The 25,492-nt window shown below is 48.0% G+C and carries 29 protein-coding genes; 2 read left to right on the top strand and 27 right to left on the bottom strand.

Annotated features, from left to right (window positions below; genetic code table 11):
• The first annotated feature begins 29 nt into the window (after positions 1-29).
• The gene (locus tag AC1TPC_RS11905) at positions 30-1,250 is read left to right on the top strand and encodes a GNAT family N-acetyltransferase (protein ID WP_482067067.1); all 1,221 of its coding nucleotides are present in this window, start codon (positions 30-32) and stop codon (positions 1,248-1,250) included.
• Between the two features lie 120 nt (positions 1,251-1,370).
• On the opposite strand, the gene spo0A is transcribed toward AC1TPC_RS11905, so the two are convergent.
• The 26 genes from spo0A to AC1TPC_RS11775 form a co-directional block, all read right to left on the bottom strand.
• Positions 1,371-2,183, bottom strand: coding sequence for a sporulation transcription factor Spo0A (gene spo0A / locus AC1TPC_RS11900; protein WP_482067066.1), 813 nt, complete (start codon positions 2,181-2,183; stop codon positions 1,371-1,373).
• Between the two features lie 305 nt (positions 2,184-2,488).
• Complete coding sequence (gene spoIVB / locus AC1TPC_RS11895) at positions 2,489-3,817, bottom strand: SpoIVB peptidase (RefSeq protein WP_482067065.1); 1,329 nt, start codon at positions 3,815-3,817, stop codon at positions 2,489-2,491.
• Between the two features lie 123 nt (positions 3,818-3,940).
• A complete protein-coding gene (gene recN, locus AC1TPC_RS11890) occupies positions 3,941-5,653 on the bottom strand; it encodes a DNA repair protein RecN (protein ID WP_482067064.1) in 1,713 nt (570 codons plus the stop codon).
• A gap of 15 nt (positions 5,654-5,668) precedes the next feature.
• The gene (gene ahrC / locus AC1TPC_RS11885; RefSeq protein ID WP_482067063.1) at positions 5,669-6,121 is read right to left on the bottom strand and encodes a transcriptional regulator AhrC/ArgR; all 453 of its coding nucleotides are present in this window, start codon (positions 6,119-6,121) and stop codon (positions 5,669-5,671) included.
• 20 nt (positions 6,122-6,141) lie between these two features.
• Positions 6,142-6,612, bottom strand: coding sequence for a hypothetical protein (locus tag AC1TPC_RS11880; RefSeq protein WP_482067062.1), 471 nt, complete (start codon positions 6,610-6,612; stop codon positions 6,142-6,144).
• A 183-nt stretch (positions 6,613-6,795) separates the two neighbouring features.
• Entirely contained in the window at positions 6,796-7,626 is an 831-nt protein-coding gene (locus AC1TPC_RS11875) for a TlyA family RNA methyltransferase (protein ID WP_482067061.1), read from the bottom strand.
• A gap of 17 nt (positions 7,627-7,643) precedes the next feature.
• Positions 7,644-9,542 carry a 1-deoxy-D-xylulose-5-phosphate synthase gene (gene dxs / locus AC1TPC_RS11870; RefSeq protein WP_482067060.1) on the bottom strand — a complete coding sequence of 633 codons (1,899 nt, stop codon included), beginning with the start codon at positions 9,540-9,542 and terminating at the stop codon, positions 7,644-7,646.
• A 117-nt stretch (positions 9,543-9,659) separates the two neighbouring features.
• Positions 9,660-10,574: a polyprenyl synthetase family protein gene (locus AC1TPC_RS11865; protein ID WP_482067059.1), complete on the bottom strand. Its 915-nt coding sequence runs from the start codon at positions 10,572-10,574 to the stop codon at positions 9,660-9,662.
• 2 nt (positions 10,575-10,576) lie between these two features.
• Complete coding sequence (xseB, locus tag AC1TPC_RS11860) at positions 10,577-10,837, bottom strand: exodeoxyribonuclease VII small subunit (protein ID WP_169081897.1); 261 nt, start codon at positions 10,835-10,837, stop codon at positions 10,577-10,579.
• Entirely contained in the window at positions 10,809-12,191 is a 1,383-nt protein-coding gene (gene xseA, locus AC1TPC_RS11855) for an exodeoxyribonuclease VII large subunit (RefSeq protein WP_482067058.1), read from the bottom strand. The genes xseB and xseA overlap by 29 nt, the downstream gene beginning before the upstream one ends.
• Positions 12,192-12,199: 8 nt before the next feature.
• On the bottom strand, positions 12,200-13,060 hold the full coding sequence (folD, locus tag AC1TPC_RS11850) for a bifunctional methylenetetrahydrofolate dehydrogenase/methenyltetrahydrofolate cyclohydrolase FolD (protein ID WP_482067057.1): 861 nt from the start codon (positions 13,058-13,060) through the stop codon (positions 12,200-12,202).
• A gap of 57 nt (positions 13,061-13,117) precedes the next feature.
• On the bottom strand, positions 13,118-13,561 hold the full coding sequence (gene nusB / locus AC1TPC_RS11845; RefSeq protein WP_482067056.1) for a transcription antitermination factor NusB: 444 nt from the start codon (positions 13,559-13,561) through the stop codon (positions 13,118-13,120).
• Between the two features lie 137 nt (positions 13,562-13,698).
• On the bottom strand, positions 13,699-13,929 hold the full coding sequence (locus tag AC1TPC_RS11840; RefSeq protein ID WP_169081901.1) for a DUF2273 domain-containing protein: 231 nt from the start codon (positions 13,927-13,929) through the stop codon (positions 13,699-13,701).
• A 14-nt stretch (positions 13,930-13,943) separates the two neighbouring features.
• Positions 13,944-14,501: an alkaline shock response membrane anchor protein AmaP gene (gene amaP / locus AC1TPC_RS11835; protein ID WP_482067055.1), complete on the bottom strand. Its 558-nt coding sequence runs from the start codon at positions 14,499-14,501 to the stop codon at positions 13,944-13,946.
• 102 nt (positions 14,502-14,603) lie between these two features.
• A complete protein-coding gene (locus AC1TPC_RS11830) occupies positions 14,604-15,011 on the bottom strand; it encodes an Asp23/Gls24 family envelope stress response protein (RefSeq protein ID WP_169081903.1) in 408 nt (135 codons plus the stop codon).
• 136 nt (positions 15,012-15,147) lie between these two features.
• A complete protein-coding gene (accC, locus tag AC1TPC_RS11825; RefSeq protein ID WP_482067054.1) occupies positions 15,148-16,503 on the bottom strand; it encodes an acetyl-CoA carboxylase biotin carboxylase subunit in 1,356 nt (451 codons plus the stop codon).
• A gap of 53 nt (positions 16,504-16,556) precedes the next feature.
• A complete protein-coding gene (gene accB, locus AC1TPC_RS11820; protein WP_482067053.1) occupies positions 16,557-17,048 on the bottom strand; it encodes an acetyl-CoA carboxylase biotin carboxyl carrier protein in 492 nt (163 codons plus the stop codon).
• A gap of 237 nt (positions 17,049-17,285) precedes the next feature.
• The gene (locus AC1TPC_RS11815) at positions 17,286-17,909 is read right to left on the bottom strand and encodes a SpoIIIAH-like family protein (protein ID WP_482067052.1); all 624 of its coding nucleotides are present in this window, start codon (positions 17,907-17,909) and stop codon (positions 17,286-17,288) included.
• A 31-nt stretch (positions 17,910-17,940) separates the two neighbouring features.
• Positions 17,941-18,573, bottom strand: a complete 633-nt coding sequence (gene spoIIIAG / locus AC1TPC_RS11810) for a stage III sporulation protein AG (protein WP_482067051.1) — start codon at positions 18,571-18,573, stop codon at positions 17,941-17,943.
• Positions 18,574-18,604: 31 nt separating this feature from the next.
• Positions 18,605-19,369 carry a stage III sporulation protein AF gene (spoIIIAF, locus tag AC1TPC_RS11805; protein ID WP_482067171.1) on the bottom strand — a complete coding sequence of 255 codons (765 nt, stop codon included), beginning with the start codon at positions 19,367-19,369 and terminating at the stop codon, positions 18,605-18,607.
• Between the two features lie 20 nt (positions 19,370-19,389).
• Positions 19,390-20,637, bottom strand: a complete 1,248-nt coding sequence (gene spoIIIAE, locus AC1TPC_RS11800; RefSeq protein WP_482067050.1) for a stage III sporulation protein AE — start codon at positions 20,635-20,637, stop codon at positions 19,390-19,392.
• Between the two features lie 5 nt (positions 20,638-20,642).
• Complete coding sequence (gene spoIIIAD / locus AC1TPC_RS11795) at positions 20,643-21,038, bottom strand: stage III sporulation protein AD (RefSeq protein ID WP_482067049.1); 396 nt, start codon at positions 21,036-21,038, stop codon at positions 20,643-20,645.
• A gap of 39 nt (positions 21,039-21,077) precedes the next feature.
• Positions 21,078-21,281, bottom strand: a complete 204-nt coding sequence (spoIIIAC, locus tag AC1TPC_RS11790) for a stage III sporulation protein AC (RefSeq protein WP_138753401.1) — start codon at positions 21,279-21,281, stop codon at positions 21,078-21,080.
• Positions 21,282-21,296: 15 nt separating this feature from the next.
• Positions 21,297-21,815 (bottom strand): stage III sporulation protein SpoIIIAB, encoded by a 519-nt coding sequence (gene spoIIIAB, locus AC1TPC_RS11785; protein ID WP_482067048.1) that lies wholly within the window; start codon positions 21,813-21,815, stop codon positions 21,297-21,299.
• Complete coding sequence (spoIIIAA, locus tag AC1TPC_RS11780; RefSeq protein ID WP_482067047.1) at positions 21,812-22,852, bottom strand: stage III sporulation protein AA; 1,041 nt, start codon at positions 22,850-22,852, stop codon at positions 21,812-21,814. The genes spoIIIAB and spoIIIAA overlap by 4 nt, the downstream gene beginning before the upstream one ends.
• 102 nt (positions 22,853-22,954) lie before the next feature.
• A complete protein-coding gene (locus tag AC1TPC_RS11775) occupies positions 22,955-23,221 on the bottom strand; it encodes a YqhV family protein (protein WP_482067046.1) in 267 nt (88 codons plus the stop codon).
• Positions 23,222-23,356: 135 nt separating this feature from the next.
• Here AC1TPC_RS11775 and AC1TPC_RS11770 point away from each other — a divergent pair, with 135 nt between their 5' ends.
• Positions 23,357-24,067, top strand: a complete 711-nt coding sequence (locus tag AC1TPC_RS11770; protein WP_482067045.1) for a 2-phosphosulfolactate phosphatase — start codon at positions 23,357-23,359, stop codon at positions 24,065-24,067.
• 75 nt (positions 24,068-24,142) lie between these two features.
• On the opposite strand, the gene AC1TPC_RS11765 is transcribed toward AC1TPC_RS11770, so the two are convergent.
• Positions 24,143-25,396 (bottom strand): aspartate kinase, encoded by a 1,254-nt coding sequence (locus tag AC1TPC_RS11765; RefSeq protein WP_482067044.1) that lies wholly within the window; start codon positions 25,394-25,396, stop codon positions 24,143-24,145.
• Positions 25,397-25,492: the final 96 nt, after the last annotated feature.

Here is a 25,492-nt window from a genome sequence, read left to right as displayed (position 1 = left end):
AATGTTCGAATAAATGGGGGTAGACATCCATGAGTCGCAGGAAATTGCAGGATAGACTCAAATTAAAAAACGTTGAAACTCAGCATGGCGAGCAATTCAACAATTTATTGCGATATGTTTTTCAAGTAACCAATCGCGACTTGCAAACCTTTGGGTGGGAAAACAGGGAAATCGCAAAATCCAAGCTGCCGGTTCTCGTCCATGCCGACGTACTAGGCTGGTTTGACGGCGAGAAGCTCATTTCTCAGCTTGCCGTTTACCCGTTTCAGGTAAATATTTTTGGACATATCTATGAAATGGGCGGACTGACCGGAGTTGGGACCTATCCCGAATATGCTAATTTGGGATTGATGAACAAGCTGATGCTGACTGCTTTAAGTAAAATGAGGGATCGGAAGCAATCCATCTCGTACCTGTATCCATATTCGATCCCCTATTACAGACGAAAAGGCTGGGAGATCATATCCGATAAAATTTCTTTTGAAGTTCCTGATACCCAACTGCCTAAGCTCAAGAACGTGTCGGGCAATGTGGAGAGAGTAACCATAGAGCATCCTGATATTAAAACGATCTATAAGCAATTTGCTTTGCTGCATCACGGGGCTATGCTTCGGAACGAGCTGGCATGGGAAGAGTATTTGCGCTGGGATTTGGATGATATGACCGTTGCTATCTATTATGACAGCAGCGATTCCCCAATGGGCTACTTGCTGTATTGGATAGCAGAGGAAGTATTTTATATAAAAGAGATGGTATACATCAATGAAGAGGCCCGGACTGGGTTATGGAACTTTGTCAGTGCCCATTTCTCCATGATTACGCTCGTCAAAGGTGATATCTATAAAGATGAGCCGCTAGCATTCATGTTAGACGATGGTGATATTAAGGAAACGATTGCCCCTTACTATATGGCACGAATTGTCGATATCGTTTTATTCATCGAGCAGTATCCGTTTCTAAGCCAAGAGAAAGAATGCCAGCTGGTTATTAATTTGCATGATCCGATGCTGGAGTGGAATCAAGGAATATTCACCTTAACGGTAGACGGATATGGAAAAGGAATCTTAAAGCAAGGGGGCATCGAGCCGAGTGTTGTGATTGACATTCCCACGCTCACGGCCATGTTAATGGGATACAAACGTCCAGCTTATCTTGCTCGCATCGGCCGCATCCAATCGGACGACGATTCTATCCGTTTACTTGAACAAATGATCAATCAGGAGAAGCCGTATTTTTCGGATTATTTCTGAAAATAAAATACCACTTATTTTATGGTTTGAAGAAACCATTAAATAAGTGGTATGCATGGAGTGATTATACAGAACAGAAGTCAATCGGGTAGAAAAACGAATCCGTTAATCTCCCCCCTTTCAGCTAACTTTATGCTCGATACGCAGCTTGTCAGCCACCATCGCGATGAACTCGCTATTTGTAGGCTTCGATTTGCTGATATTGATTGTATAGCCGAACAGGTGAGAGATGCTGTCAATATTGCCGCGTGTCCATGCCACTTCAATTGCGTGACGAATTGCGCGTTCAACGCGGGAAGGCGTTGTTTTGAATTTTTCGGCAATGGCCGGATAAAGTGTTTTTGTAATTGCACCCAAAATTTCGATGTTGTTATACACCATTGTGATTGCCTCACGCAGGTATTGATAGCCTTTAATATGAGCAGGCACTCCAATTTCATGGATGATGCTCGTAATATTAGCATCCAGGTTTTTGCCTTTGGCAATCGGCACAACATTCGATTTGAGTGAAGAGGAACCAGATGTGAAGCTTCCCGTTGAAGAATAAGTCGGATTGCCAACAAGCTGACGAATGCGATTTGCTAAAATATCCATATCAAATGGTTTCAAAATATAATAAGAGGCGCCAAGTTGTACCGCTTTTTGAGTGATGTTTTCTTGGCCAAATGCGGTTAACATAATGATTTTGGGCATTGGCGACATGTTCATTTCTTTCAGACGCTCGAGAACACCTAGTCCGTCTAAATGAGGCATAATAATATCAAGGATAAGTACGTCTGGAACTTTTCTTGATTCTTCCAAATGTCTTAGAACCTCTTCTCCATTATACGCGACTCCACTTACACTCATATCACTTTGTTCGGATATGTATTCCGATAACAGGTTAGTAAATTCACGGTTGTCATCTGCTAATAATACTTCGATTTTATGCAAGTTGTTAGTCCTCCCTTAAATGTGTTGATGTTTTTCGCTCACTAGTTGTCTGCTTAAAGTTTTCGACATGTGGAGTTGAATTCCTTCTGTCGAAAATTATTTTTATAGATTTTTTTACAGGATTTCGATATAATTAAAAATTTATTACATGTAACGATTCCGTTCGTTCTTCTTCGACAAAATTCATCGCTCTTTACCTTGGCAACGCGTTTTTTAGTTTTTAGCGTGAAATTAAAAAACGTCTGCTCCAGCCTATGTTCAGCTTAAGCAGACGTCCACTAATGCAAATACACTAATGAAAAACTTTATGCAGCATCCCCTAGCCAGCCATTAGCCGATTTCAGTAATACGCCTGCATCCTGAAGCATCCACTCGATAAAGCATCCATATCCCGAAGATGGGTCGTTAACAAATACATGAGTGACTGCTCCGACCAATTTGCCATCTTGGATAATCGGACTTCCTGACATGCCTTGAACGATGCCTCCGGTTTTGCTAAGCAACCGCTTATCTGTAATTTTAATGACCATTCCCTTGGTTGCTGGACCGGATTGCTTCGATACATGAACAATCTCGATATCAAATTGCTCAACCTTTTGTCCATTCACAACAGTCAAAATTTGTGCAGGCCCTTCTTTGACATCTTCGGCAAATGCTACCGGCAATGATTTTTCACTATAGCTATGCGTAGGGACCTCATTCATTTTGCCAAAAATGCCAAAAGGAGTATTCCGCTCAACGTTGCCTAAAATTTTGCTTTCTTTCACAAAATGCGCTCTTTTTTCTCCCGGCTCACCATTTTGACTCTTGTTAATGGACGTTACGCTTGATTGCAATATTTGCCCTTCGCCTACATCGATTGGAGTCTGGGTGTCCATGTCCGTAATAACATGCCCAAGTGCTCCATATACTCCTTGATCAGGAGCATAAAAGGTTAGTGTACCTACACCTGCCGCTGAATCGCGAATGTACAAGCCTAGCCGCCACGCTTTATCCTCTGCATCGAAGACAGGGTTTAGCTGCGTCTTGTTCAATTGTCCATCACGTTTATAAATGACTTCTAGCGGCTTCTTGTCGTTGCCAGCCTTCTCACTTAGCTCTGCAATCCTGTGTACTTGGTTGATGCTCGTTCCATTGATCTTGACAATCAAATCGCCTAGCCGCAGTCCTGCGGCCTCACCGGGCGATTGCTTCATGCCATTGCTGCCAGCAACCTGATGATGTCCGACAATTAAGATGCCTGATGATTTAACCTTGACTCCAATCGTTTGTCCACCTGGAATAACACGAAGATCAGGCACAACATTTACTTTAACTGTCTTGAATGGAATTTTACCAAATAATTTCACTTTCATCTTGGTTTGACCGCTTTGACTTGACTGCAGTGACAATGGTTCGTTCAAATTTACGGATAATGAATGACTTGTTGATCCGTTTATCTGAAGCATTTGAGGATCGACCGTAACTTCTGCATGAACGGGCACTCCATATTGTAGTCGTTTCAGTTGCCCGGAGAATAAACGAAGTTCATTCGGGATTGCGGCAAAGTGTTGAAACGGGGTGGAGCTTCCGATCATGCAAATGAAGAAAACGAGAACTAGGCCAAACCATCGCTTCCTTTTACTGGAGTTCAATGATTTCACGCTCCCTGTTATTCCATCGCATGACGTAGAAGGCTATGTCGCCATTGGCGTACCTTTAAGTTACCCTCACCCGGTCGTTTTATGTCCGCAAAAACATTCCCTAATTGGCTTCCATTACGCTCCCTTCTGCCTGTGAGCCAAATCAAGCATTTCTTGTGCGTGATGCCTTGTTTTTTCTGTAACTTCCACTCCGCCAAGCATGCGTGCAAGCTCTTCGATCCGAACAGTTCCCATTAACTCAGATACAGATGTAGACGTCCTTGCTTCAATAACCTGCTTCCGAATCTCATAATGATGATCAGCCATGCATGCTACCTGTGGCAAATGCGTAATGGAGAATACTTGGCACTTCAAGGCCAGCTTGGACATTTTCTCTGCAATAGCTTGTGCTGCGCGGCCGCTTACGCCTGTATCGACCTCATCAAATATAAGGACAGGAACTTGATCGATTTCCGCGAAGATGCTTTTAAGCGCGAGCATGATCCGTGACATTTCTCCTCCGGAAGCAATTTTGCTAAGCGGCTTTAACGGTTCACCCGGATTGGTGGAGAGCATAAATACGGCTTCATCCATACCGTTTATGTGCAATCGAATTTGCTTATCGTTGTCGGCGCCTCCGACCGTTCTGTCGATTTGAACACAGAACTTGGCTGAAGGCATTTGAAGCTGAACCAGCTCATTCTCGATAGCTTCAGACAGCTTTGTAGCCGCATGCTCGCGCAGCTGGGATAGTTCCTGCGCTAATTGCAAAGCCTGATCATACAGTTGCAGTTCTTTATTTCGAAGCTCCTCGAGCAATTGATCGCGATTTTCAATTTTGTCTCGATCTGCAATCGTTCGATCCAGGTAAGCTAAAATATCAGGAATGGATTCCCCATATTTGCGCTTCAAGCCATTGATCAAATCCAGTCTGTCATCAACCTGTGAAAGCTGATCAGGATCTGACTCGATTCCGTCGCGGTAATCACGAAGCTGGAATGCTGCGTCTTCCGCTTGATAAAATGCAGATTGCAGCTGCTCCAGCAATGGACCTAACTTAGCTGCATCGTAGGATTGGATATCGATCAGCTTTGCAACCGCTTTGCTGACCATATCAAGTCCTTTCCCACCGTATAAGAGCGAATATGCTTCAGACACGGCATCCATTCTTTTCCCAGCGAACATTAGCTTGCGCCGCTGTTCAGTCAGTAATTCGTCCTCCATCGGCTTAAGCCGGGCGTTTGTAATTTCTTCAATTTGAAAACGGTACAAATCAAGCATTTGCACATTTTGCCTCGTTGAATTTTCCAGTTCGCGCAGCGACGTTCTTGCTTGCTGCAGCTCGCTAAATATCGAACGGTAATTTTGCTTGCGCTCAATTAACAGATCCCCGGCGAACAAGTCCAGCCATTCCAGATGCTGCTCCGTCCGAAGCAGAGATTGATGCTCATGCTGACCATGAATATTTACAAGGCATTCGCCGATTTCTCGAAGCATCGTCATCGTTACAAGCTGTCCGTTGACACGGCTGCTGCTCTTCCCGTGCGAAGAAAGCTCGCGCCTTATGACGAGCATCTCCTCGGAGGAGGCATGTACACCAAGCCTGTTCAACACATGCCAGACGGGATGGCTGACGGAAAGATCGAACATAGCCTCCATCTCGGCTTTGTCACAACCGTACCGCACCATGTCTGCGGAGCCTCTGCCGCCAACCAGCAAGCTTAGCGCATCAATAAGTATTGATTTACCTGCACCTGTTTCTCCAGTCAAAACATGAAATCCATGATGAAATGTAACGTTTACTTCTTCGATTACCGCTAAATTCCTAATAGACAACTCACGCAGCATGGTTGAATACCCTCCCTAATTTAATAGCTCAAGCAATCGTTCTACAATTTCTCCGCTCTGCTTCTTCGTGCGACAGATCATTAGAATCGTATCATCACCGCAGATTGTTCCCATTACCTCTGACCATTCCATATTATCGACCAAAGCACATATTGTATTTGCCGTTCCTGGAAAACATTTCATGACGACAAGATTATCGGTAAAATCGATATGTACAAAATGGTCAAGCAGCGCACGCTTAAGCTTGTGGATCGGGTTAGGACGCTGTTGCTCTTGCGGTATCGAATATTTATATCTTCCTTCGCCAGCGGGCACCTTAATGAGCATCAGTTCCTTCATATCGCGCGATACTGTTGCCTGCGTTACTTGCATGCCGGAATCACGGAGCGCCTCTACAAGATCCTCTTGCGTCTCGATCACTCGGTTTGTAATAATTTCCTTGATTCGAAATTGGCGAATCCCTTTCATGAATAAACCTCCAATAGATATTAGTCTGAGATGTGAAACGTAATTTTACGGATGATCTTTTCCCTTGCGTCTACAAACAAAACGCCTTCGCACTCAGGCAAAAGCAGTGAATAGACGAGCAATCGATCTCTAACTCCGCTGGCCGTCCAATCCATTGGCATCCGATCACGTGCTGTTTTCACGATATACGTACTATTATCCATTACCGCAATGTAATCAATATATAACCGACTTCCCTTGCCAAGCGGCACATCGTCCAGCTTGATCGGAATCGGTACCAAATGCTTTCCTGAGCTTACTTCATATCCCGCCTGCTCCAGCAATCGAATGTTCTCATCATCTGCAGCGAGCACGCCTCCTTTGCCAAGCTTGAGGCGATTTACGCTTGACGGCTCATGCAGCCAACGATGAAACATCTTAAACATCCAAAATATAAGCAAACAAGCGGCAACCAGCATAATGAACCAGTCTCCGTACGTACCCACCAGCATCCCCCATTCGCAAATGGATTGTTTCTTTAATCGTTCGCTATGTTGGGGGCATATTCCTGTTTGACGCTTCTACCGAACGTTTGTTTGCTTTTCTATAGTTTATCAAAACGAGCAGGCCGCTGTAAAGAAAAAAAGATGCCGGGCAGCTATATCTCTGCTCGACACCTTCCTGGTTTCATCAACTTACTTGCTTGTCGTAAACGTTTCGTTCGCTTGTTTGACCAATTCCGCCAACGCTGCATCATCTGGAAATGCTGCATTCGGCTTCGCTGTCCATTTCCAATAAGCCAAAAATTCGATATTGCCTTCTCCGCCCGTAATCGGTGAGAACGTAATATCCTGCAGCAAATACCCAATCTCTGCTGCCGCACTCAGAACCGTCCTTAGCACTTCTCTATGCACGGCTGAATCTCGAACAACGCCGGATTTGCCAACCTTCTCGCGGCCAGCTTCGAATTGCGGCTTTATGAGAGCTACAATTCCGGAGTCAAAAGAAAGCAAATTAGATAATGCAGGCAAAATAAGCTTCAATGAAATGAACGATACGTCAATGGAAGCAAAGGTTGGCGAAGGCCCCGCCAAATCAGCCGGCTGCGTGTAGCGAAAGTTGGTACGCTCCATGACATGAACGCGCTCATCTTGTCTAAGCGACCAATCAAGCTGATTATAGCCGACATCAATCGCATATACATAGGATGCGCCGTTCTGAAGCGCGCAATCGGTAAAGCCGCCAGTTGACGCGCCAATATCGAGCATGACGCGTCCCTTCAAATCGATATCGAATTTCCGTATGGCCTTCTCAAGCTTTAAGCCGCCGCGGCTGACATAAGGATGCAGAGCTCCCTTTACTTTAATATCTGCCGTACGCGGTACTTTCATACCGCTTTTGTCGACAGGCTCGTCATTTACAAGCACTAACCCCGCCATCAAAGCTGCTTTTGCTTTTTCTCTGCTTTCATAAAACCCGCGCTCCACAAGCAGCACGTCTATCCGTTCCTTCGGTGTTGTTGTCATCTTTCTCCCTCAAAACGTTACTGTTTTCCAGTAACTCGTTTCATGCGCTTCGGCTGCATGGCTTTCATCTCGGCAGCCACTCTCTCCGATGTCAAACCAATTTCTTTTCGTTGCTCCTTGATCGTACCATGCTCCACAAATATGTCCGGCACGCCAATGATACGAATCGATAAGCCAAAAATACCTTTGAGTGAGAAGAACTCAAGCACAGAGCTTCCCAATCCGCCGAGCTCCGATCCTTCCTCCAGCACAATCATATGTTTCCCTTCAGAAGCGAGGGATAACAGCATCTGCTCGTCGAGCGGCTTAATAAACCGCGCGTTCACGATTTGAATGTTAAGACCTTCGCGCTTCAGCAGTTCAGCTGCTTCCTCAGCAACCTGAAGCATAGGGCCTATAGCCAAAATAACGCCCGAATCGCCTTCGCGAATCGTCTCCCATGAGCCGATTGGCAGAGCTTGCGGATTAGCTTCCATCTCAACGCCTAGACCAGCAATCCGCGGATATCGAACGGCAATAGGCCCGTCATCATAATCAACCGCAGTTTTAAGCATTTGCCGAAGCTCATTCTCATCCTTAGGCATCATAATAACCAAATTCGGAATATGTCTTAGGAATGCAATATCATAAACGCCATGATGGGTCTCGCCATCCGGGCCAACGAAGCCCGCACGGTCAATCGCAAAAATAACGTTCAAATTTTGACGGCAAATGTCGTGAACCACTTGGTCATACGCACGCTGCAGGAAGGTCGAGTAAACCGCAAAAACGGGTTTCATCCCTTCGATTGCAAGCGCTGCAGACATCGTTGCGGCATGCTGCTCGGCAATTCCCACATCGATCATACGGTTAGGGAACCTCGCAGCAAATTTAAGCAAACCGGATCCGCCCGGCATTGCAGGAGTGACAGCTACGATCCGATCATCCTTCTCTGCCAATTCAATCAGCGTTTCGCCGAATACATCCGTATAAACAGGAGGACCGACCGCTTTCAGCACTTGACCGGATTCAATCTTGTACGGCGTAATGCCATGCCATTTGAACGAATCCGCTTCAGCAGGCGAGTAGCCTTTCCCTTTCACCGTCAGTACATGAACGAGTACGGGACCCGGCATCGAATCCGCTTGACGCATAATATCAATTACCTGCTCGATATCATGGCCATCAACGGGACCAAGGTAAGTAAGTCCAAATTGCTCGAACAAAATACCGCTTACGAGCAAATATTTCAAGCTATCCTTGAAGCGCTCAGCCGTCTTGGCAAGCTTTCCTCCGATAGCCGGTACTTTGTTCAACAATTGCTGAAGCTCGTCTTTAGCCTTATGATAATGACGATCAGTACGTATCTTCCCTAAATAATGATGCAAAGCGCCAACATTCGGTGCGATAGACATTTCATTGTCATTCAAGACGACAATCAAATCTTTCTTCTCGTGTCCGATATGATTAAGTGCTTCCAGTGCCATGCCGCCTGTTAGGGCGCCATCACCGATAACCGCTACTACACGATTTTTCTCACCTTTAAGATCACGGGCAAGCGCCATGCCCATAGCAGCAGATAAGGAGGTGCTGCTATGTCCGGCTTCCCAGACGTCATGCTCGCTTTCCGCGCGTTTGACGAAACCGCACAGCCCTTTGTATTGCCTTAGCGAATCAAACCGGTCCATGCGGCCGGTTAAAATTTTGTGTACATATGATTGATGCCCGACGTCAAAAATAAATTTATCCTCGGGGCTGTTGAATAAATAATGCATGGCTAGGGTCAGTTCTACAACTCCTAAGTTTGGAGCGAGATGACCACCCGTAACGGAAAGCTTCTCAATAAGGAACTGACGGATTTCACCAGCCAGTTGCTCTAGCTGAGCGGTTGTCAAAGCTTTCAAATCTTGAGGTCCGTTAATCTGGTCAAGCAGCACGTTACTTTCCTCGCTTTCGCGGACAGCCTTAACTGCCGTCCCTTGTACATCTACATTTCACCTATTATAGCATACAGAGCTATGTTTCCCAACCAAAATGGAAAAAGCATTGCATTCTCAATGATCGCGACCAACGAGATAGTCCGCAATTTCAAGCAGTCGCTCTGGCGCAATAAACGCTGCTTCCAGCACGGCTGACTTTGCTTCCTGTGTCAATCGCTCGACCTGAGCCTTGCTCTCTTCTATTCCGATAAGGAAAGGATACGTTACTTTATTTTGCTCTACATCGCTATTTGTTTTCTTGCCAAGCTTTTGCTCATCGCCAATCAAGTCCAAAATATCATCCTGGATTTGAAAAGCAAGACCGATATTGCGGCCATAACGGGCCAAAAGCTCAAGCTGCCTATCGTTTGCACCACCGATTCTGCCGCCTGCTGTTACAGAGAAAACAATCAGATCACTTGTTTTGTGAAGGTGGATATATTCAAGCTCGGCGATGGAAGTAATCCCTTGTTCGCCAAGCATATCGGCAACCTGCCCGCCGACCATGCCAGGAGCGCCTGCAAGCTTTGCCAAATCCTCAACGATAGCAAGGGCGACCTCCGCTGAAATCCCCCCCTGACGAGCCGCCTGAGAAATCAAATGGAATGCGTGCGTGAGCAGCGCATCACCAGCTAATATAGCCATTGCCTCGCCAAAAACTTTATGGTTGGTAAGCTTGCCTCTGCGGTAATCGTCATTATCCATGGCGGGCAAATCATCATGAACTAATGAATAAGTGTGTATGAATTCGACTGCGCTGGCAACCGGCAAAGCAGCATCGAAGGCTGACGATTTGCCTAATACAGCTTCGGCAGCCGATAATACGAGCGCTGGTCTCAGACGCTTGCCGCCTGCTTCAAGCGAATACTGCATCGCTTCACGCAGTCGCACAGGAACATCCCATGAGCTCGGAAGCGATTGTTTAAGCGAAGCTTCGATAAGCCCCGCGCATTGCGATAAATACACTTTTATTGCCGCCCTCTCGTTCAAGCTTATTCCCCTTTATCTTCGTTCACATCCGCAAACGGTTTTTTCTGAAAGCCTTGCTCCGTTTCGATCAACAGTTCGATTTTGCGCTCGACTTGCTCTAGCTTGCCTCCGCATAGCTGGGACAGCTTCATGCCTTCCTGGAATAGCTCAATTGCCGTCTCAAGAGGCACATCACCATTTTCAAGCTTAGTCACGATAGAATCAAGCCGCTCCATCGCCTGTTCAAAAGTAAGCTCAGGCTCCGTTTTTTTTGTTGCTGCCATCGATTTGATCTCCTCTCAATGAATCTACATGACAGTCAAGTTGACCGTCAGCTACCTTCACCTTAACGATGTCGCCAATCGTCACATCGTGAATCGATTTAATTAATCGTTGTTCTTGCTCATCATATACAAGGCTGTAGCCGCGTGACATCACTTTTAATGGACTTAAAGCATCCAACTGCCTAATCATGCTGTGCAGCCTGTGCTTTCGTTCTTTGACATTCATATTCATCGCTTGCTCAAGCTGCTTATTAGCAGACTGCAGGCGCTTTGCCGCGAATGCCGCTCGATCGCCGGGATGATGGCCAGCTAGCGTCGTCTGCAATCTTGCAAGACGTGTATGCCCGCGTTCTGCAATTCGTTTTGTCCGCTGCTCAAGCTGCTCCGACAGCCGGTCAAGCCGCTCTGCTTGCTCCAGCAAGTATTTGCGCGGGTATAAGAAGAAAGGCGAGCGCCGAAGGCGTTGAAGCTTCTTGTTCTCATCCTGAACGCGGTAACGAATGCTTTGAACAAGGCGCTTTTGCTGGCGTTGCAGCTGTTGCTGTAACTCAGTTATGCTCGGAACAGCAAGCTCAGCCGCTGCAGTCGGTGTAGCAGCACGCAAATCAGCTGCAAAATCAGCAATCGTGAAATCCGTCTCATGACCGACTGCGCTTATTATCGGAATGCGAGAGGCAGCAATGCTTCGAGCGACCGCTTCTTCATTGAACGCCCATAGCTCCTCGAGTGATCCTCCGCCGCGCCCAACAATTAATACGTCGGCTTCGCCGAAACGATTCATTGCTTCAATCGCTTTCACAATCGCTGGCGCCGCCTGGGTTCCTTGTACGAGAACGGGGTAAACATAAACAGGGATTAAAGGGTAACGCCTCTGTAAGGTAATAATAATATCCCTAACCGCAGCTCCAGTTGGCGAAGTGATGACACCAATAGCTCGTGGAAAAATTGGTATTAGGCGTTTGCGAGACTCAGCGAACAGCCCCTCAGCACTCAGCTTGCTCTTTAGCTGCTCGAACGCAAGATATAAGCTCCCGATACCGTCAGGCTGCATGGAGTTGACATAAAACTGATAATTGCCATCTCGTTCGTAGACCGATATATTCCCTCTAGCTATTACTTTAGCGCCTTCTTTCGGAATGAATGGAAGGCGCTGGTTATGGGATGCAAACATAATCGACTTTATTCGGCTGTCGCTGTCCTTCAGCGTAAAGTACATATGCCCGCTGGAATGATGCGTGAAATTCGATATCTCGCCGCGCAGCCAAACATCGCCGAGCAGGGCATCCGACTCCATCTTCATTCTAATATATCGATTAAGTTCTTTTATGGAATAAATTCGAGGCTGATCCGCCATGCCTGTCCTCACTCCTTAATTCCGTTTGCCCTTTTTGCAGCTGTAATCGTATTTTTCATGAGCAGCGTAATCGTCATTGGTCCAACTCCGCCCGGTACCGGTGTAATGTAGCCAGCTGTATCCAAACAATCGTCAAAATCAACGTCTCCCGCTAGTTTGCCGTCAGGCAGACGGTTAATGCCTACATCAATGACTATAGCGCCTGGCTTAACGAATTTACTGTCAATCGCTTTTGCTTTTCCAATTGCAACAACAAGAATATCCGCTTGCTTCGCGATCTCTTCCATATTTGCAGTGCGGGAATGACAGATCGTAACCGTTGCATTCTCGCGCAAAAGCAGCATCGCTACCGGTTTGCCGACGATGTTGCTTCTGCCGATAACGACAGCATGCTTCCCGGATATATCAACACCGCTGCGCTTGATAAGCTCAATGACGCCGGCTGGCGTACATGGCAGCAGGCTGTCATCGCCAATAACCAAATTGCCTACGCTTTCCGGATGGAAGCCGTCCACATCTTTATCTACATGTATGGCATCAATAACCGCCTTCTCGTTAATGTGCTTAGGCAGCGGCAATTGCACGAGAATACCATTGATAGTCGCTTGCTTATTCAATAGGTCAATTACGGCAAGCAGTTCTTCTTCGCTTGTGTCTGCCGAAAGACGGTGAACCTCGGAGTAGAAGCCAAGCTGCTGGCACGCTTTTTCCTTAGAGCCTACATAAACTTTAGAAGCAGGATCCTCGCCTACGAGTACCACTGCCAGTCCTGGAACAATTCCTTTTTCTTTTAAGGCTGCAGTTTCCGTAATCATTTCCTCACGGATAAGGTCGGATATTTTCTTTCCTTCAATGATTTGTGCGCACATAGCTCCAGTCTCCTTTTGCATCGATGAATGTTTGGGTTGCTTATGATCTAAAGGCTATTAAGATTTCAACTCTTCAATTTCAAGCAGCAATTTCCCGAGCACGCCGTTAACAAATTTGCCGGATTCCTCTGTGCCAAAATGTTTGGCAAGCTCAATCGCTTCGTTAATGGTTGCTTTTGGCGGTACATCGTCACGGAATACCATCTCATAACAAGCCAGTCGCAGTACTTGACGATCGACCCGCGATAACCGATCGATATGCCAGCCTGTCAAAAACTGCTGCAGCATGCCATCAATGGCTTGCTTATGCTCCATAACGCCTGAAACAATCTCACGAACGAATTCGTCAGTGCTGCCGATCTCCGATGGGTCTGCACCAATTTCGTTTTCTTGACGAAGCTCGTCCATCAGCATATCAACCGCTTCTGCTGCCGAAACCTCATTCATTTCCATTTGGTATAAGCTTGATACCGCAATTTCTCGTGCTAATCTACGTTTCATGTGACCTCCGCGGCAGCTTTCTGCCGATAAAATGGTTAAATTCTTGTAAACTCGTCATTCCAAAAAAAACCTATGATCTCCTCCCTGCCCCGAATTAGCGGCTTTCCGAAATCCGGAGTACGGAGGAGACCACAGGATCATTTAAACGGTCGAAATCTTTCTAGCAATGCATACCAAAGCCGCTGCCAAGGAAAGATAGGCCCGTTGCTTGTTTCCTTCTGCAAGCCGATCCAATAACCAATTGAGACAAGCAGCCCTACAAAGAGCATGTCCCAAAAACCGACAAAACAATAAAGCAACCCGAAAAACAATCCTATCGCAGCGCCAGCAGCGCGCTTCCCATAGATGGCTAAGAACTCCCTCCACATGAGCAAACCCACCTCTATTCCACGCGGCTCTTAAATGTCCCCGTTTGAATGATGTTCGCAACATAGACCGCAACATTCGTTACCGGAATGCCGGCAATATCCTCGACATGCTCTTTCACGGTGCGCTGAATTTCCTCAGTCAGCACAGGTATGGAGCTTTCACCGTCAACAACCGCGCGAATAACGATATCGAGCCCGGCATCCGTCGCACGTATGCGAGCGCGCAAATCTTTGACGCCGCGCTGGCGGGAAGCCGCCTTCAATGCCAAATTCTCGATCGTTTCAAGCGAAATGCGGATGTCGCCAAAATCCGTTCTTTGGTCAATAGACGGAGCGGAAGCCGAACCGCGATGAAGCGATACAATGACAAATCTTATGCTGAGAATGAAGAAGATGACAGCCGTAACGATAAGCGTGATTTGGAAAGGATCATTGCTGTATAATTCGCTAATCCAATCTCCCAATAGATCTTCTGTTATCCCGCCAAATCCAATGGCTAGCAGAAATATGGAAAAACAACCAATTACGATGCTGTACAAAAACAAAAGCAGCTTGTCCACGACTTTAACCAACGTAGCGCCTCCTCCTGCCAAGCCGAATGAAAACCCCCTTGCGCCGAGCGGCATGCCCATTCACGAGGGGGTTGTACGGAATTAGATTAATTAATCTTATATTTATTTTACGCGGTTTTGAATCTCTTCTTCTTCCGGTTTATCAGGCGTCTTGAAATGTACATCGTGAATATGTACGTTCACTTCAACAACGTGGAGTCCCGTCATCATTTCGATAGAACGTTTCACATTGCGTTGAATCTCCGAAGCGATCTCAGGAATACGGTTGCCGTACTCAACGATAATGGACACATCTACCGCAGCTTCTCGCTGACCGACTTCAACCTTGACACCTTTGGATAAATTTTTGCGGCCAAGAAGCTCAACGATGCCTCCTGCAAAACCGCCGCTCATTCCAGCGACTCCATCTACTTCAATCGTCGCTAGTCCAGCGATTACCTCAATAACTTCAGGTGCAATTTGAATCGTGCCAATATCCGTTCTCTCATACTCCGCAGCGATTGTACTCATGATGGCTGTACACCTCCTTAAAGTTGCGCGTACTTGACTTTTAAGCCAAGCAATAAACCGCATCTTGTTAATATACTATAACATTCGGCAAGAAATATGACAAACGATACTACTTGTTCACATCTTTGTCGTAAATCTATTCTGGAGCATTAATATCATGCTCTTCAAGGAACTTAATGTCGAAGTTTCCGCTTATGAATTTGGGATGATTCAGCAGCTTCAAATGGAATGGAATCGTCGTCCGAATACCCTCAATAGCAAACTCAGACAATGCCCGTTTCATTCTTGCGATCGCTTCCTCACGAGTTGCGCCCCATACGATAAGCTTCGCAATCATCGAATCATAGTGCGGTGAAATGGTATAACCCGGATATACCGCGCTATCTATACGAACACCCGCGCCGCCTGGAGGCAAGTAAAACGGAATGTTGCCTGGCGAAGGCATGAAGTTCCGCTCGGAATCCTCCGCATTAATTCGGCACTCAATGGACCAGCCATTGATCTTCAGGTCGCTTTGAGCGAAGGAAAGCGGATTGCCTTCTGCAACAGAAATCATTTCTTTAATTAAATCCACGTTCGTGATCATTTCGGTTACAGGATGCTCAACTTGAATGCGCGTATTCATTTCCATGAAATAAAAGTTTTCGTCAGGCCCGAGCAAAAACTCTAATGTTCCTGCGCCAGAGTAGTTGACGGCCAGCGCTGCACGGACAGCTGCCTGTCCCATTCTCTCGCGAAGCTCGGGAGTGAGGACCGAGCACGGTGCTTCTTCAACGAGCTTTTGGCGTCTGCGCTGAACCGAGCAGTCGCGTTCGAACAGATGAACCGCATTGCCGTGCTTGTCGGCCATAATTTGAATTTCAACGTGCTTCATGCCCGTCAAATATTTTTCTAGATATACGCCGGCATTGCCGAAAGCCTTCTGGGCTTCCTGCTGAGCGGTCGTAATTTGCGCGACAAGCGTCGACTCGTCATCCGCAATCCGGATGCCTTTGCCTCCGCCGCCTGCTGTCGCTTTAATAATGACGGGATAGCCGATTTCACGTGCAACGCTGATCGCTTCGTCCATGCTCTCGACAAGACCGTCGGAGCCCGGGATGATTGGCACGTCGGCCGTTCTCATCGTCAGCTTGGCAACCGCTTTGTCGCCCATCTTATTAATCGCTTCTGGAGATGGACCAATAAAAGTAATGTTGCATGACTCGCAAATTTCTGCAAAGTCGGCATTTTCAGCGAGAAACCCGTATCCCGGGTGTATCGCATCACATTCGGTTATTGTAGCCACGCTCATAATATTCGTTAAATTTAAATAGCTGTCTTTCGATGCAGTCGGCCCGATGCAATAAGCTTCATCGGCTAGCCGCACATGAAGCGAATCGCGATCCGCTTCCGAATAAACAGCGACAGTGCTAATACCAAGCTCGCGGCAAGCGCGAATAATTCGAACCGCAATTTCACCGCGGTTTGCAATTAATATTTTGTGAAATTTCACGTAGGAACCCCTTTCAAGCGACAGTTTCCCTGTTCGGACGTTAACTCACTTCATTATTCAGGCTTAACAAGAAACAAAGGCTGGCCATACTCGACAAGCTGACCGTTGGAAACCAAAATTTCCACGATCTCGCCGCGTACTTCTGCCTCAAGCTCATTCATCAGCTTCATCGCTTCCAAAATGCATACGACGCTCTTATCGCTGACGCGATCTCCGATTTTGACGAATGCAGCTGCTTCCGGTGTTGGCGAGCTGTAGAATGTGCCGACCATAGGCGATACGATTTGGTGCAGATGATCTGTCGAAGGACGTGCTGGCGCCGTTTCTTGCACGGCTTGTGGCTGCGCTGCAGGAGCAGAAGGCTGAACTTGCTGTGGTGCAGGCGCGTATGTATGCGTAATTGGGGCTGCTTGCACATTGACCACTTCTGTTTTGCCAGGCTTGCGGATGAGCAGGCGAGTCCCTTCGTTTTCGATTTCCAGCTCATGAACGGAAGTTTGATCAACCAATTTGATCAACTCTTTGATCTCGCTCAATTTGAACATGAATATTTTCACTCCTTAAATTTGCGATAGCACGATGGCTTCCATAACGTGAAATCATAAATAGTTTCCATACTAATATAAACAATTCTTTCACATAACGTTTAACATTATATCATAAACAAGGCTGAACACGAATCATTTTTTGTTTAACCGTATGGTCAGGCACAAAAAAAGACCTTGCCGCCCCCAGCCATCATGCTGGGAACGACAAAGCCTAATTGAAGGGCTAGCCCTTATTTATCCTTTAGGAATATAGCGAACGGATACTTGATCAGCGCCCACATCAAGCGTGCTCATCACCAATTTAATGATTTCTGCCGCTTGCTTCTTCTCCAGCTTTTCGCTTGATACGACGACATTGAACTTGTCGTTCGCCTCATCAATGACTACATTTTCAAATTGCTTCTGCAACTCTGATTCAATGCCGGTTAGTTTCGAGTATTTTTCTTCCAGCATATCAAGCTCGGCAACCGCAGCCACGGATTCCTCTTCTTTTGTTGGCGTTTCAGCAATTTCCGCCATTATGCGATTCTCTTCCTCCGTATTTTTCATTTCCCGCTTCGCGAGCAGCTCGCTGAACAATCCGCCTGCCGCAAGCCCCTGCTCCTCAACGAGGTTCAGCGCCTCTTTATCAGCTTCGCTGAGAACAGCTCCATCAGTTGGCTGCTCCACTTCATTTACGACAAGCGCGTCACCATTTGTTGCCGCCTCAGTCGCATTTTGCGTTGCTTGCTCCGTTTTGGTGCCGTCAGTCAGCACTTCCGGCGTTTCCACATCCTGCGTAAATAAGTAATAGGCGGACAATACCACCATCAAGCTGAGCATTGATACGAGCCATACCGTTTGTCTTTTCGTGTTCATGTGAACACCCTCCCCAACAATTGAATTTGGTTTATTGCTTGCTTGGCACTACCGAAATTCGATTAACCGGCACATTGATGCCCTTCTCGACCGCGTTGACGATGAGACGCCTGACCGTCGCATTTTCAGCGCCTTTGGCGACAATTAGAATACCGCGTATGCGCGGGTTAATCGTTTTGGTCACGATGGGCTTCTGGTCTCCCGAAACCTCATACAGTACGACCCGTCCGTCTTTCGTTATCGAGGTAATATGCCGCCTGCCGCCATTAGGATCATTCTCGTCGGTTACCTGCTGCGAATCTTGACCTTCCTTCTCGACGACTATCTCTTCCGTAGAATCGACCGTGACGAGCACGTCAACCGTGCCTACCCCAACAATTTTCTCCAAAATCTCTTTCAGCCTAGTCTCCATCGTATGCTCGATCACGGCAAACACCGATCCTGACGATGAAACCGAACCGCTCCAAGCTTCTTCCGTCTGAGGCGGCGGATTCGGGTCCTGTGCCGAGGGTTCTACTTGCTTATAGGTTAAAAATGAATTCATTATCATTAGCGCCGCGCCAATCCCCCCAACGATTAGCAAAATTCGCAGCGTCCGCACACGCTTCGGACCACTGGGACCGCCGCCAACCGCTGATTCTATGCCTTCCAGCCATTTGGCCACCGCGCCTTACCTCCTCTCCATGCCTAGCCTCTCACCTCGCCGCCTTCTGCTGCGCCGGCTGTCTTACGACAATCTGATCCGCATCAACACCCCATCCTTTCGTAATCAGACTGCTGATCGAGGAAGCTATGGCAGGGTCTGCTCTAGACCATTTGCCCTCCGCTTCCGCTGCTTCCTCAGCTTCCTCAGCTTTTCCGGTGTCGCCTTTTGAATTCGAATCGTTGCCGCCCGGAGCTGAAATCTCGCCGTCAATCGGATCGATCTCTACATCAACGATAACCGGCTGAACCGCTTCTACAGCTGATCCTTTCGCTGATCCGCTTTTATCATCCACTGCATTGAGCGTGACTACAACTTGACTGATGTAAGGCGTTTGCTCCCCCGATACCGTTGCCCATTTCAGCACCGCGTCTACCTCTGCCACCTGCGCTTCCGTACGCTCGCTCAGCTCATTTTGGATTGATGCCTCGAGCGTTCTTTCGGTTAGTCTTGCAGCATCGAGGCTGCGCTTCTGACGCATCGCCTCAGCATCCCGCGTAATTTGGTTCAATCCGGTCATCTTCACTTCCTTCGACACAGCGGTTTCACTCCAGCTCTTCATTCCTTCATCCAGCTTCGTTCCTATATCGCTTTGAATGAGCTTCAATATCGGAGAGAGTATCGTCAGCAAGATGAACAAGCCGACCACGAGCCGCGCATAACGCTGCATCGCTTTGTTTGGGAGCAGCAGCTCGACGAACACCGCCAGCAAAATGATAGCGATGATGTCTCTCAGCCAGTCGCTTAACCAAGCCATCACAGCTCTCGTCCCCTTCCTTACCTCACCATCAAAGCCGCATTTCCTGCAGTCAAAATGATTGTAACCGCGAGGAAAAACATGAGACTGACAGCAGCCAAGGCTGCAAAAACATAGATCATCGTCTTGCCAATCGTCGTGAGACAGGTTACTATCGGCGAATCACCCAGCGGCTGCATGACTGCAGCGGCAATGTTGTAAATAAGCGCCAGCGTCAATATTTTGATTGCAGGAAACGCGCTGATGAAGAGCAATATAATAACGCCAGCGAGGCCGATCGCGTTTTTGGCTAGCATGGATGCCGAGATGACCGTATCCGCCGCATCGGAGAACATCCGTCCTACGACGGGGACAAAATTGCCTGTAACAAACTTGGCCGTTCGCAGCGTTACACCGTCTGTGACCGCGCCAGTTGCCCCTTGTACCGATATGACTCCGAGAAAAACGGTCAGCAGAACACCCAGTACGCCAACGCCAATGTTGCGAAGCAGATTAGCCAGCTGCGTAACCTTGAATTTCTCCGACAACGCACTCGTAATATGGAGCACCGCCGAGAAAAACAGAAGCGGAAACACGAGCGTATAAATGAGCGTGCCGACAGCATGGATCATAAAAATGATAAGCGGATGCAGAACGGAAACCGTTACGACGTTGCCCATCGAGGCAAGCAGCGTAAGTAGCAGGGGCACCATCGCCAGCATGAACTGGATCATGCTCTCTATTGCTCCCTTGGCATACCCCATTGCGACGTGAAAGCTGTTGACCGCTATAATGATAAGCACCATATACGTGATAGAATAGGCAACCTTGCTGACTGCATTTCGCTCGAAAGCGTTTTGCATCGTCTCCAGCACCATGCTGAACACCGTCAGCATGACGATGGTAACGAGCAGCTTTCCATTGTAAAGCACCTCATGCCACAAGTACTTCACTAATCCTTGCGCCATATCGGTAAACTTTAACCCTTCACCGCCCGGAACGATCATCTCCATAAAACTAGGAATTCGCTCCTCCGGAAAGTAACCGCCATATTCGCTTTGAAGCTTGTTCCAATAAGACTCGACTGCTTCTGTCTCTAAGCCTCCCAATTGCTCGGTTGCCAGCTCCTTGGAAAGCTGATCGGCTCTAGCTTGATCGTCCGCTTGCGGTACTGTACTTTCTCCGTTTAACGCATAACCGAAAGTAGGAGCAAAGGAGAACAGAAATGTCGCTGCAAGGATGAAGAGCAGCAGCTTGGCCTGGTAACCGGCAGGAGTGAGCTTGATCATACGCTTCAGCCCCCCTCCGGCAGCAGCCCGATAACCGTCTCGACAATTACGCTAATAATCGGAACAGCCATGACGAGAATAAACACTTTTCCGGCAAATTCGATTTTTGATGCGATGCTCTCTTGGCCTGCGTCTCTGACAATTTGCGCTCCAAACTCCGCAATGTACGCTATCCCGATTATTTTCAAGATCGTCTTCAAGTAAATGGAAGGGATGCCCGATCGATTAGCTAGATCCTCAAGTACCGAAATGACGATTTCGATTTTGCCGACCAAATACAGGAAGATGAACAAGCCCGTAAATGCGGCGAGCAAAAAAGCGAACATCGGCTTTTGCTCCCGAACGACAAGTATGAGAATTGTAGCCATCAGACCTAGACCGACGAATTGAATCATTTCCATTTCGCTCACCTGCTTGCCTGCACGTCCGACTGAAGACGTCTACTGGAACAAAAAAATCGTTTTTATTTCCTGAAACAATTCATTCAGGAGCCGAACGACCATAAACAATACGACAACAAAGCCAATGACCGTAACCCAATGCGCCATATCTTCCTTTCCCATTTGCTTAAGCACCGAATGTATCATTGCGATAACAATTCCGATTCCGGCAATTTGGAAAATGGCGCTCACATCCATGTCCATCTATGCGGCACCCCACTACACCATCAAAATGACGACCAGCACAGCGATCAATATTCCGAGACTTTTCCACATTTTCTCGTAACGCCCCTGATCGTCTCTCGCTGCGTCCTCCTCTGCCTTCAACTGCAATAACGCTAGATGTATGTGCTTCATTTGATCTTCCTTATCGCTGATTCCAAGTGTTGAGCCCAGCCTAATGAGGACGGCCTGTTCGTTTTTCCGCATCGATGTCGCATCCCATTGCGATTGAATGGCCGACTCCCAGCTGTCACGGAACGTAAAGCTCTCTGTCTCCCAAATGCCGCTTGCCGCCTTGCGAAAAATCGTTGCAAGCGGCTCAGGCGTTGCCGATGCGGTTCTCTCGAGCGCCTCCGGCAGCGGGGTGTGCCCGTAGCCAATTTCCGTCTCCAGCCGCTGCAGCGCATGCGCCAGCTGCCTTAGCTGCCTAGGCCGCTCTGCGAATTTCGCCGCTTGCTGGAAGCCGATCATCGTACCTGCAAACAAGACCAGTACAGCGCCCAGCAGCTTGATCACGGGTCATCAACTCGATGCCGACCAGCGATGGCATGCGCCGTTTCCGAACGATGTGGGGAGGAGTGATCACGGGCGGTCCGTAAAGCGATCGCTTCAGCAGGCACAACACGGTGCATAATGCCCTGATCCGTGCGCTTTAGTTCAACAACGTACGTAAAAGCTCCCTCTTCCAGCAGCTTGAGCAGCACGGGCCTGCCTCTTGCATCCTGCAAATCGTAGGCATGCGCAGTGGCGACGACACTGATGCCAGCATGGCTAGCCTCGCGAATTGCTTCCCCGTCCTCCGGCCTGCCGATCTCATCGGCGATCAGCACCTCTGGCGACATCGAACGCAAAAGCATCATCATGCCCTCCGCCTTCGGGCAGGCATCCATTACATCCGTTCTCGGTCCTACGTCGAATGTCGGGATGCCGCGGACGCAAGCCGCAATCTCTGATCGCTCATCAACGATGCCTACCTTTCTTCCTTGCCAGCCGCTTGCTTCAAGCGTAGGCCACAAGCCATAGCTGACCGATCTTGCAATGTCACGCACAAGCGTTGTTTTACCCTGCTGCGGGGGAGCTAGTATTAGCGTCGAATGCAGCGTTTTTCTCGCCCTGTCAATCAGCTTGGGAAGCAAATGGGTGCTTGCGCCAATCACTTCTCTGGCTACCCGTATATTAAAGGCGCCAATATCGCGAATGCCGCGAACCACACCGCTGTCCAAGATTGTTCTGCCAGCCAGTCCAATCCTATGGCCTCCCGATACGGTTATAAATCCTCTGCGCAGCTCCTCCTCCATTGCGTACAACGAATAGTTGGTAATGCGCTCGAGCAGCTTGCGGCAAGTGTCTGCCGATGGCTTGTATGCTCCGTCGGCAGCTTGGTGCAGAGACCCGTCAATCATCATAAATCGAGACTGGCCGCGAAAGCAGATTTCAAGCGGCCGTCCCTCTCGAATCCGAATTTCTTCAAGCTGCTCCTGCATTTGTTCAGGAAGGCGCTCCAGCAGCGTCTTCAGCTCTAGAGGCAATAAATGCGCTACGCGTGCCAGCATGTTATCATCACTCCCGGATGTTTGTCCTTCGTAGTTCCTATTTGTATGCTTGCGCGGTAAAAATATGACTGCTTTACTCCACGATTGCTAGAGTTAAATCTATTATTTTTTCAAAATGCCTATCATCAGGCAAATGACGCCAGCTCCAACCCATAGAAACTTGGACGGCGACAGCCTGTCAGACATCCCGACAAGACCTACCGTTGTCGTAGCGATCAGAATGAGCGGACCGACCAAAGCTAGCGATGAGTTTACGACCAGTGCTTTGTCGATTTGGTTTAAGCGAAGCATCAGCAGCGCTGCGCAGATTTCAATCGTTCCCGAAGTAAGGCGCAGCGACGCCATAGTCAATACGATTTTGTTCAGCATGATCAAATGACCTCCCTTCAAAATTTAATTAGCTGCTTATTTATATGCACGCTTGTCTACCTTTCATGACGGCACCTGCCCATAGGCAAATGCATATAGTAAGGCATGGAATGAGAGAAGGGCGGAATATCGAGCATGCAAGTACAGGTTATTTCGAGTGTGAATGAAGCTAGTTCAGCGCGATTTCATCATAAAACGGCCATCATTATCGACGTGCTGCGGGCGACTAGCACCATCGTTACCGCAATCGCTGCCGGCGCATCATGCATCATCCCTGCTGAAACCGTCATGGAAGCGCGAGCGCTGCAGCGTCCGGGAGATTTGCTTGGGGGCGAGCGTTTCTGCCGGAAAATCGCCGGCTTTGACCTAGGCAACTCGCCGGATGAATATACGGAGCAGGTCGTTGCAGGCAAAAGAATCGTGCTGACAACGACAAACGGTACGCGGGCTATCCATAAATCGATGCGCGCAGACCATGTGCTGACCGCTTCGCTTCTTAATGCTGAGGCATGTGCCAGAGTGGCTGTCGAGCTGAGGCGGGATATCGTTATTTTATGCGCGGGCAGCCATGATGAGTTTGCGATTGAAGATGGTTTATGCGCGGGTCTTGTGCTTGATAGGCTTCATGCGTTAAGCCATATTACAGTTGAAATGGATGATTTCGGATCGGCTATGCTGGCGCTGTACCGAAATCGTTCGAATCATGTCAAAGAGACGATTATGAATGGAATGACGGGGAAAAAACTACTGAAGCTGGGGATGAAGAAAGATATTGAAGCATGCTCTGCAATTGATATATTTAACGAGGTACCTCGATTGAATGGTGATCAATTAACGAGAATTTGATGAAGTGCATGCAAAAAAAAGAAGGCATGTTCCAATTACGGAACATGCCTTCTTTCTTTGTAGAAACCAAATCTATTAACGACGGTCTTGCGGGCCGCCTACGAATGCTTGCTCTGCGGTATCAAGCGCATATGCGGTATGAAGCGCGCGCACAACATCGCTGAGCGGCTCTGCAATAATTACGCATGAGCATTTGATTTCCGAGGTGCTTACCATCTTGATGCTTACGCCAAGCTTGGAAATCGTTTCAAACATTTTTGCGGCTACGCCCGGGTTGCTGACCATGCCTGCTCCCACGATAGATACTTTCACAAGGTTGGATTCCGAAGTCGTCTCACGATATGGAACCGTGCTGCGGATCCCTTCGATAACCGAGATCGATTTATCCACGTCATCGCCAGATACGGTAAAGGAGAAGTCGGCTTTGCCATCCTGCACGCCGCTTTGTACGATGATGTCGACGTCGATGCCATTGCTGGCAAGCGCGCCAAACACATTTGCAAGCACGCCTGGCACATCCTCAACACCCATAATGCTTATTCTAGCTACATTTTTGTCAAACGCGATGCCGCGAACGACCACGCCTTGCTCCATGACCGCTTCCTCCTTCACACTTGTACCTTCGTTTTGGGTAAAGCTTGAACGTACGACAAGCTTCACATTGTTGTGCTTGGCATATTCCACCGCACGCGGGTGCAAGACAGCAGCGCCCAAATTAGCGAGCTCAAGCATTTCATCGTAAGAAATTTCGTTCAGCTTGCGAGCGTTTTTGACGACGCGAGGATCGGTTGAATAAATGCCGTCCACGTCCGTATAAATCTCGCAAACGTCCGCGTTCATGGCTGCTGCCATTGCGACCGCTGTTGTATCCGAGCCGCCACGGCCAAGCGTCGTAATTTCGCCGTCTTCCGTCATCCCTTGAAAACCTGCAATAATAGCAACATTGCCGAGCTCAAGCGCTTTGAACACACGCTCAGGGTTAATGCTCGTCATCTTCGCCTTGCCATGCAGCGCTTCTGTGCGAATGCCTGCTTGCCAGCCGGTAAAGGATACAGCTTTAGCTCCAAGCTGGTGAACGGTCATCGACAGCAATGCTATCGAAATTTGCTCTCCAACCGTTAACAGCATATCCATTTCCCGCGCCGGCGGGTTCGGATTTAGCTGTTTTGACTGATCAATTAAATCGTCAGTCGTATCTCCCATAGCAGAAACGACGACAACGATATCGTTGCCCTCCTGCTGCCGTTCAATTATGCGTTTTGCTACGCGCTGCATCCGCTCCGGCGTTCCAACGGAGCTGCCGCCAAACTTCATCACGATTAACGACAAAGCTGATTCACTCCCAACCCTGACATATACATACAAGTCAATATTATACCACAACAGGCGCAAGTATGGGTATATCCGCCTGCAAAAAAACCGCCC

The sequence above is a fragment of the Paenibacillus sp. Y280 genome (genome assembly GCF_056786335.1).
The sequence above is the reverse complement of the archived record's forward strand: the minus strand, read 5'-3'. Positions and strand labels throughout refer to the sequence as shown.

Bases quoted from the DNA above. Each gene is read 5' to 3' on its own strand.
- spoIIIAF (WP_482067171.1), bottom strand. From the start codon at position 19,369: ATGGCTTGGTTAAGCGACTGGCTGAGAGACATCATCGCTATCATTTTG.
- AC1TPC_RS11775 (WP_482067046.1), bottom strand. From the start codon at position 23,221: ATGCTGAACAAAATCGTATTGACTATGGCGTCGCTGCGCCTTACTTCG.
- xseA (WP_482067058.1), bottom strand. From the start codon at position 12,191: ATGGCGGATCAGCCTCGAATTTATTCCATAAAAGAACTTAATCGATAT.
- AC1TPC_RS11770 (WP_482067045.1), top strand. From the start codon at position 23,357: ATGCAAGTACAGGTTATTTCGAGTGTGAATGAAGCTAGTTCAGCGCGA.
- AC1TPC_RS11815 (WP_482067052.1), bottom strand. From the start codon at position 17,909: ATGAACACGAAAAGACAAACGGTATGGCTCGTATCAATGCTCAGCTTG.
- recN (WP_482067064.1), bottom strand. From the start codon at position 5,653: ATGCTGCGTGAGTTGTCTATTAGGAATTTAGCGGTAATCGAAGAAGTA.
- accB (WP_482067053.1), bottom strand. From the start codon at position 17,048: ATGTTCAAATTGAGCGAGATCAAAGAGTTGATCAAATTGGTTGATCAA.
- folD (WP_482067057.1), bottom strand. From the start codon at position 13,060: ATGTGCGCACAAATCATTGAAGGAAAGAAAATATCCGACCTTATCCGT.
- nusB (WP_482067056.1), bottom strand. From the start codon at position 13,561: ATGAAACGTAGATTAGCACGAGAAATTGCGGTATCAAGCTTATACCAA.
- spoIIIAA (WP_482067047.1), bottom strand. From the start codon at position 22,852: ATGCTGGCACGCGTAGCGCATTTATTGCCTCTAGAGCTGAAGACGCTG.
- ahrC (WP_482067063.1), bottom strand. From the start codon at position 6,121: ATGAAAGGGATTCGCCAATTTCGAATCAAGGAAATTATTACAAACCGA.
- spoIIIAC (WP_138753401.1), bottom strand. From the start codon at position 21,281: ATGGACATGGATGTGAGCGCCATTTTCCAAATTGCCGGAATCGGAATT.
- AC1TPC_RS11830 (WP_169081903.1), bottom strand. From the start codon at position 15,011: ATGAGTACAATCGCTGCGGAGTATGAGAGAACGGATATTGGCACGATT.
- AC1TPC_RS11875 (WP_482067061.1), bottom strand. From the start codon at position 7,626: ATGACAACAACACCGAAGGAACGGATAGACGTGCTGCTTGTGGAGCGC.
- xseB (WP_169081897.1), bottom strand. From the start codon at position 10,837: ATGGCAGCAACAAAAAAAACGGAGCCTGAGCTTACTTTTGAACAGGCG.
- AC1TPC_RS11840 (WP_169081901.1), bottom strand. From the start codon at position 13,929: ATGTGGAGGGAGTTCTTAGCCATCTATGGGAAGCGCGCTGCTGGCGCT.
- AC1TPC_RS11880 (WP_482067062.1), bottom strand. From the start codon at position 6,612: ATGCTGGTGGGTACGTACGGAGACTGGTTCATTATGCTGGTTGCCGCT.
- AC1TPC_RS11905 (WP_482067067.1), top strand. From the start codon at position 30: ATGAGTCGCAGGAAATTGCAGGATAGACTCAAATTAAAAAACGTTGAA.
- spoIIIAE (WP_482067050.1), bottom strand. From the start codon at position 20,637: ATGATCAAGCTCACTCCTGCCGGTTACCAGGCCAAGCTGCTGCTCTTC.
- spoIIIAD (WP_482067049.1), bottom strand. From the start codon at position 21,038: ATGGAAATGATTCAATTCGTCGGTCTAGGTCTGATGGCTACAATTCTC.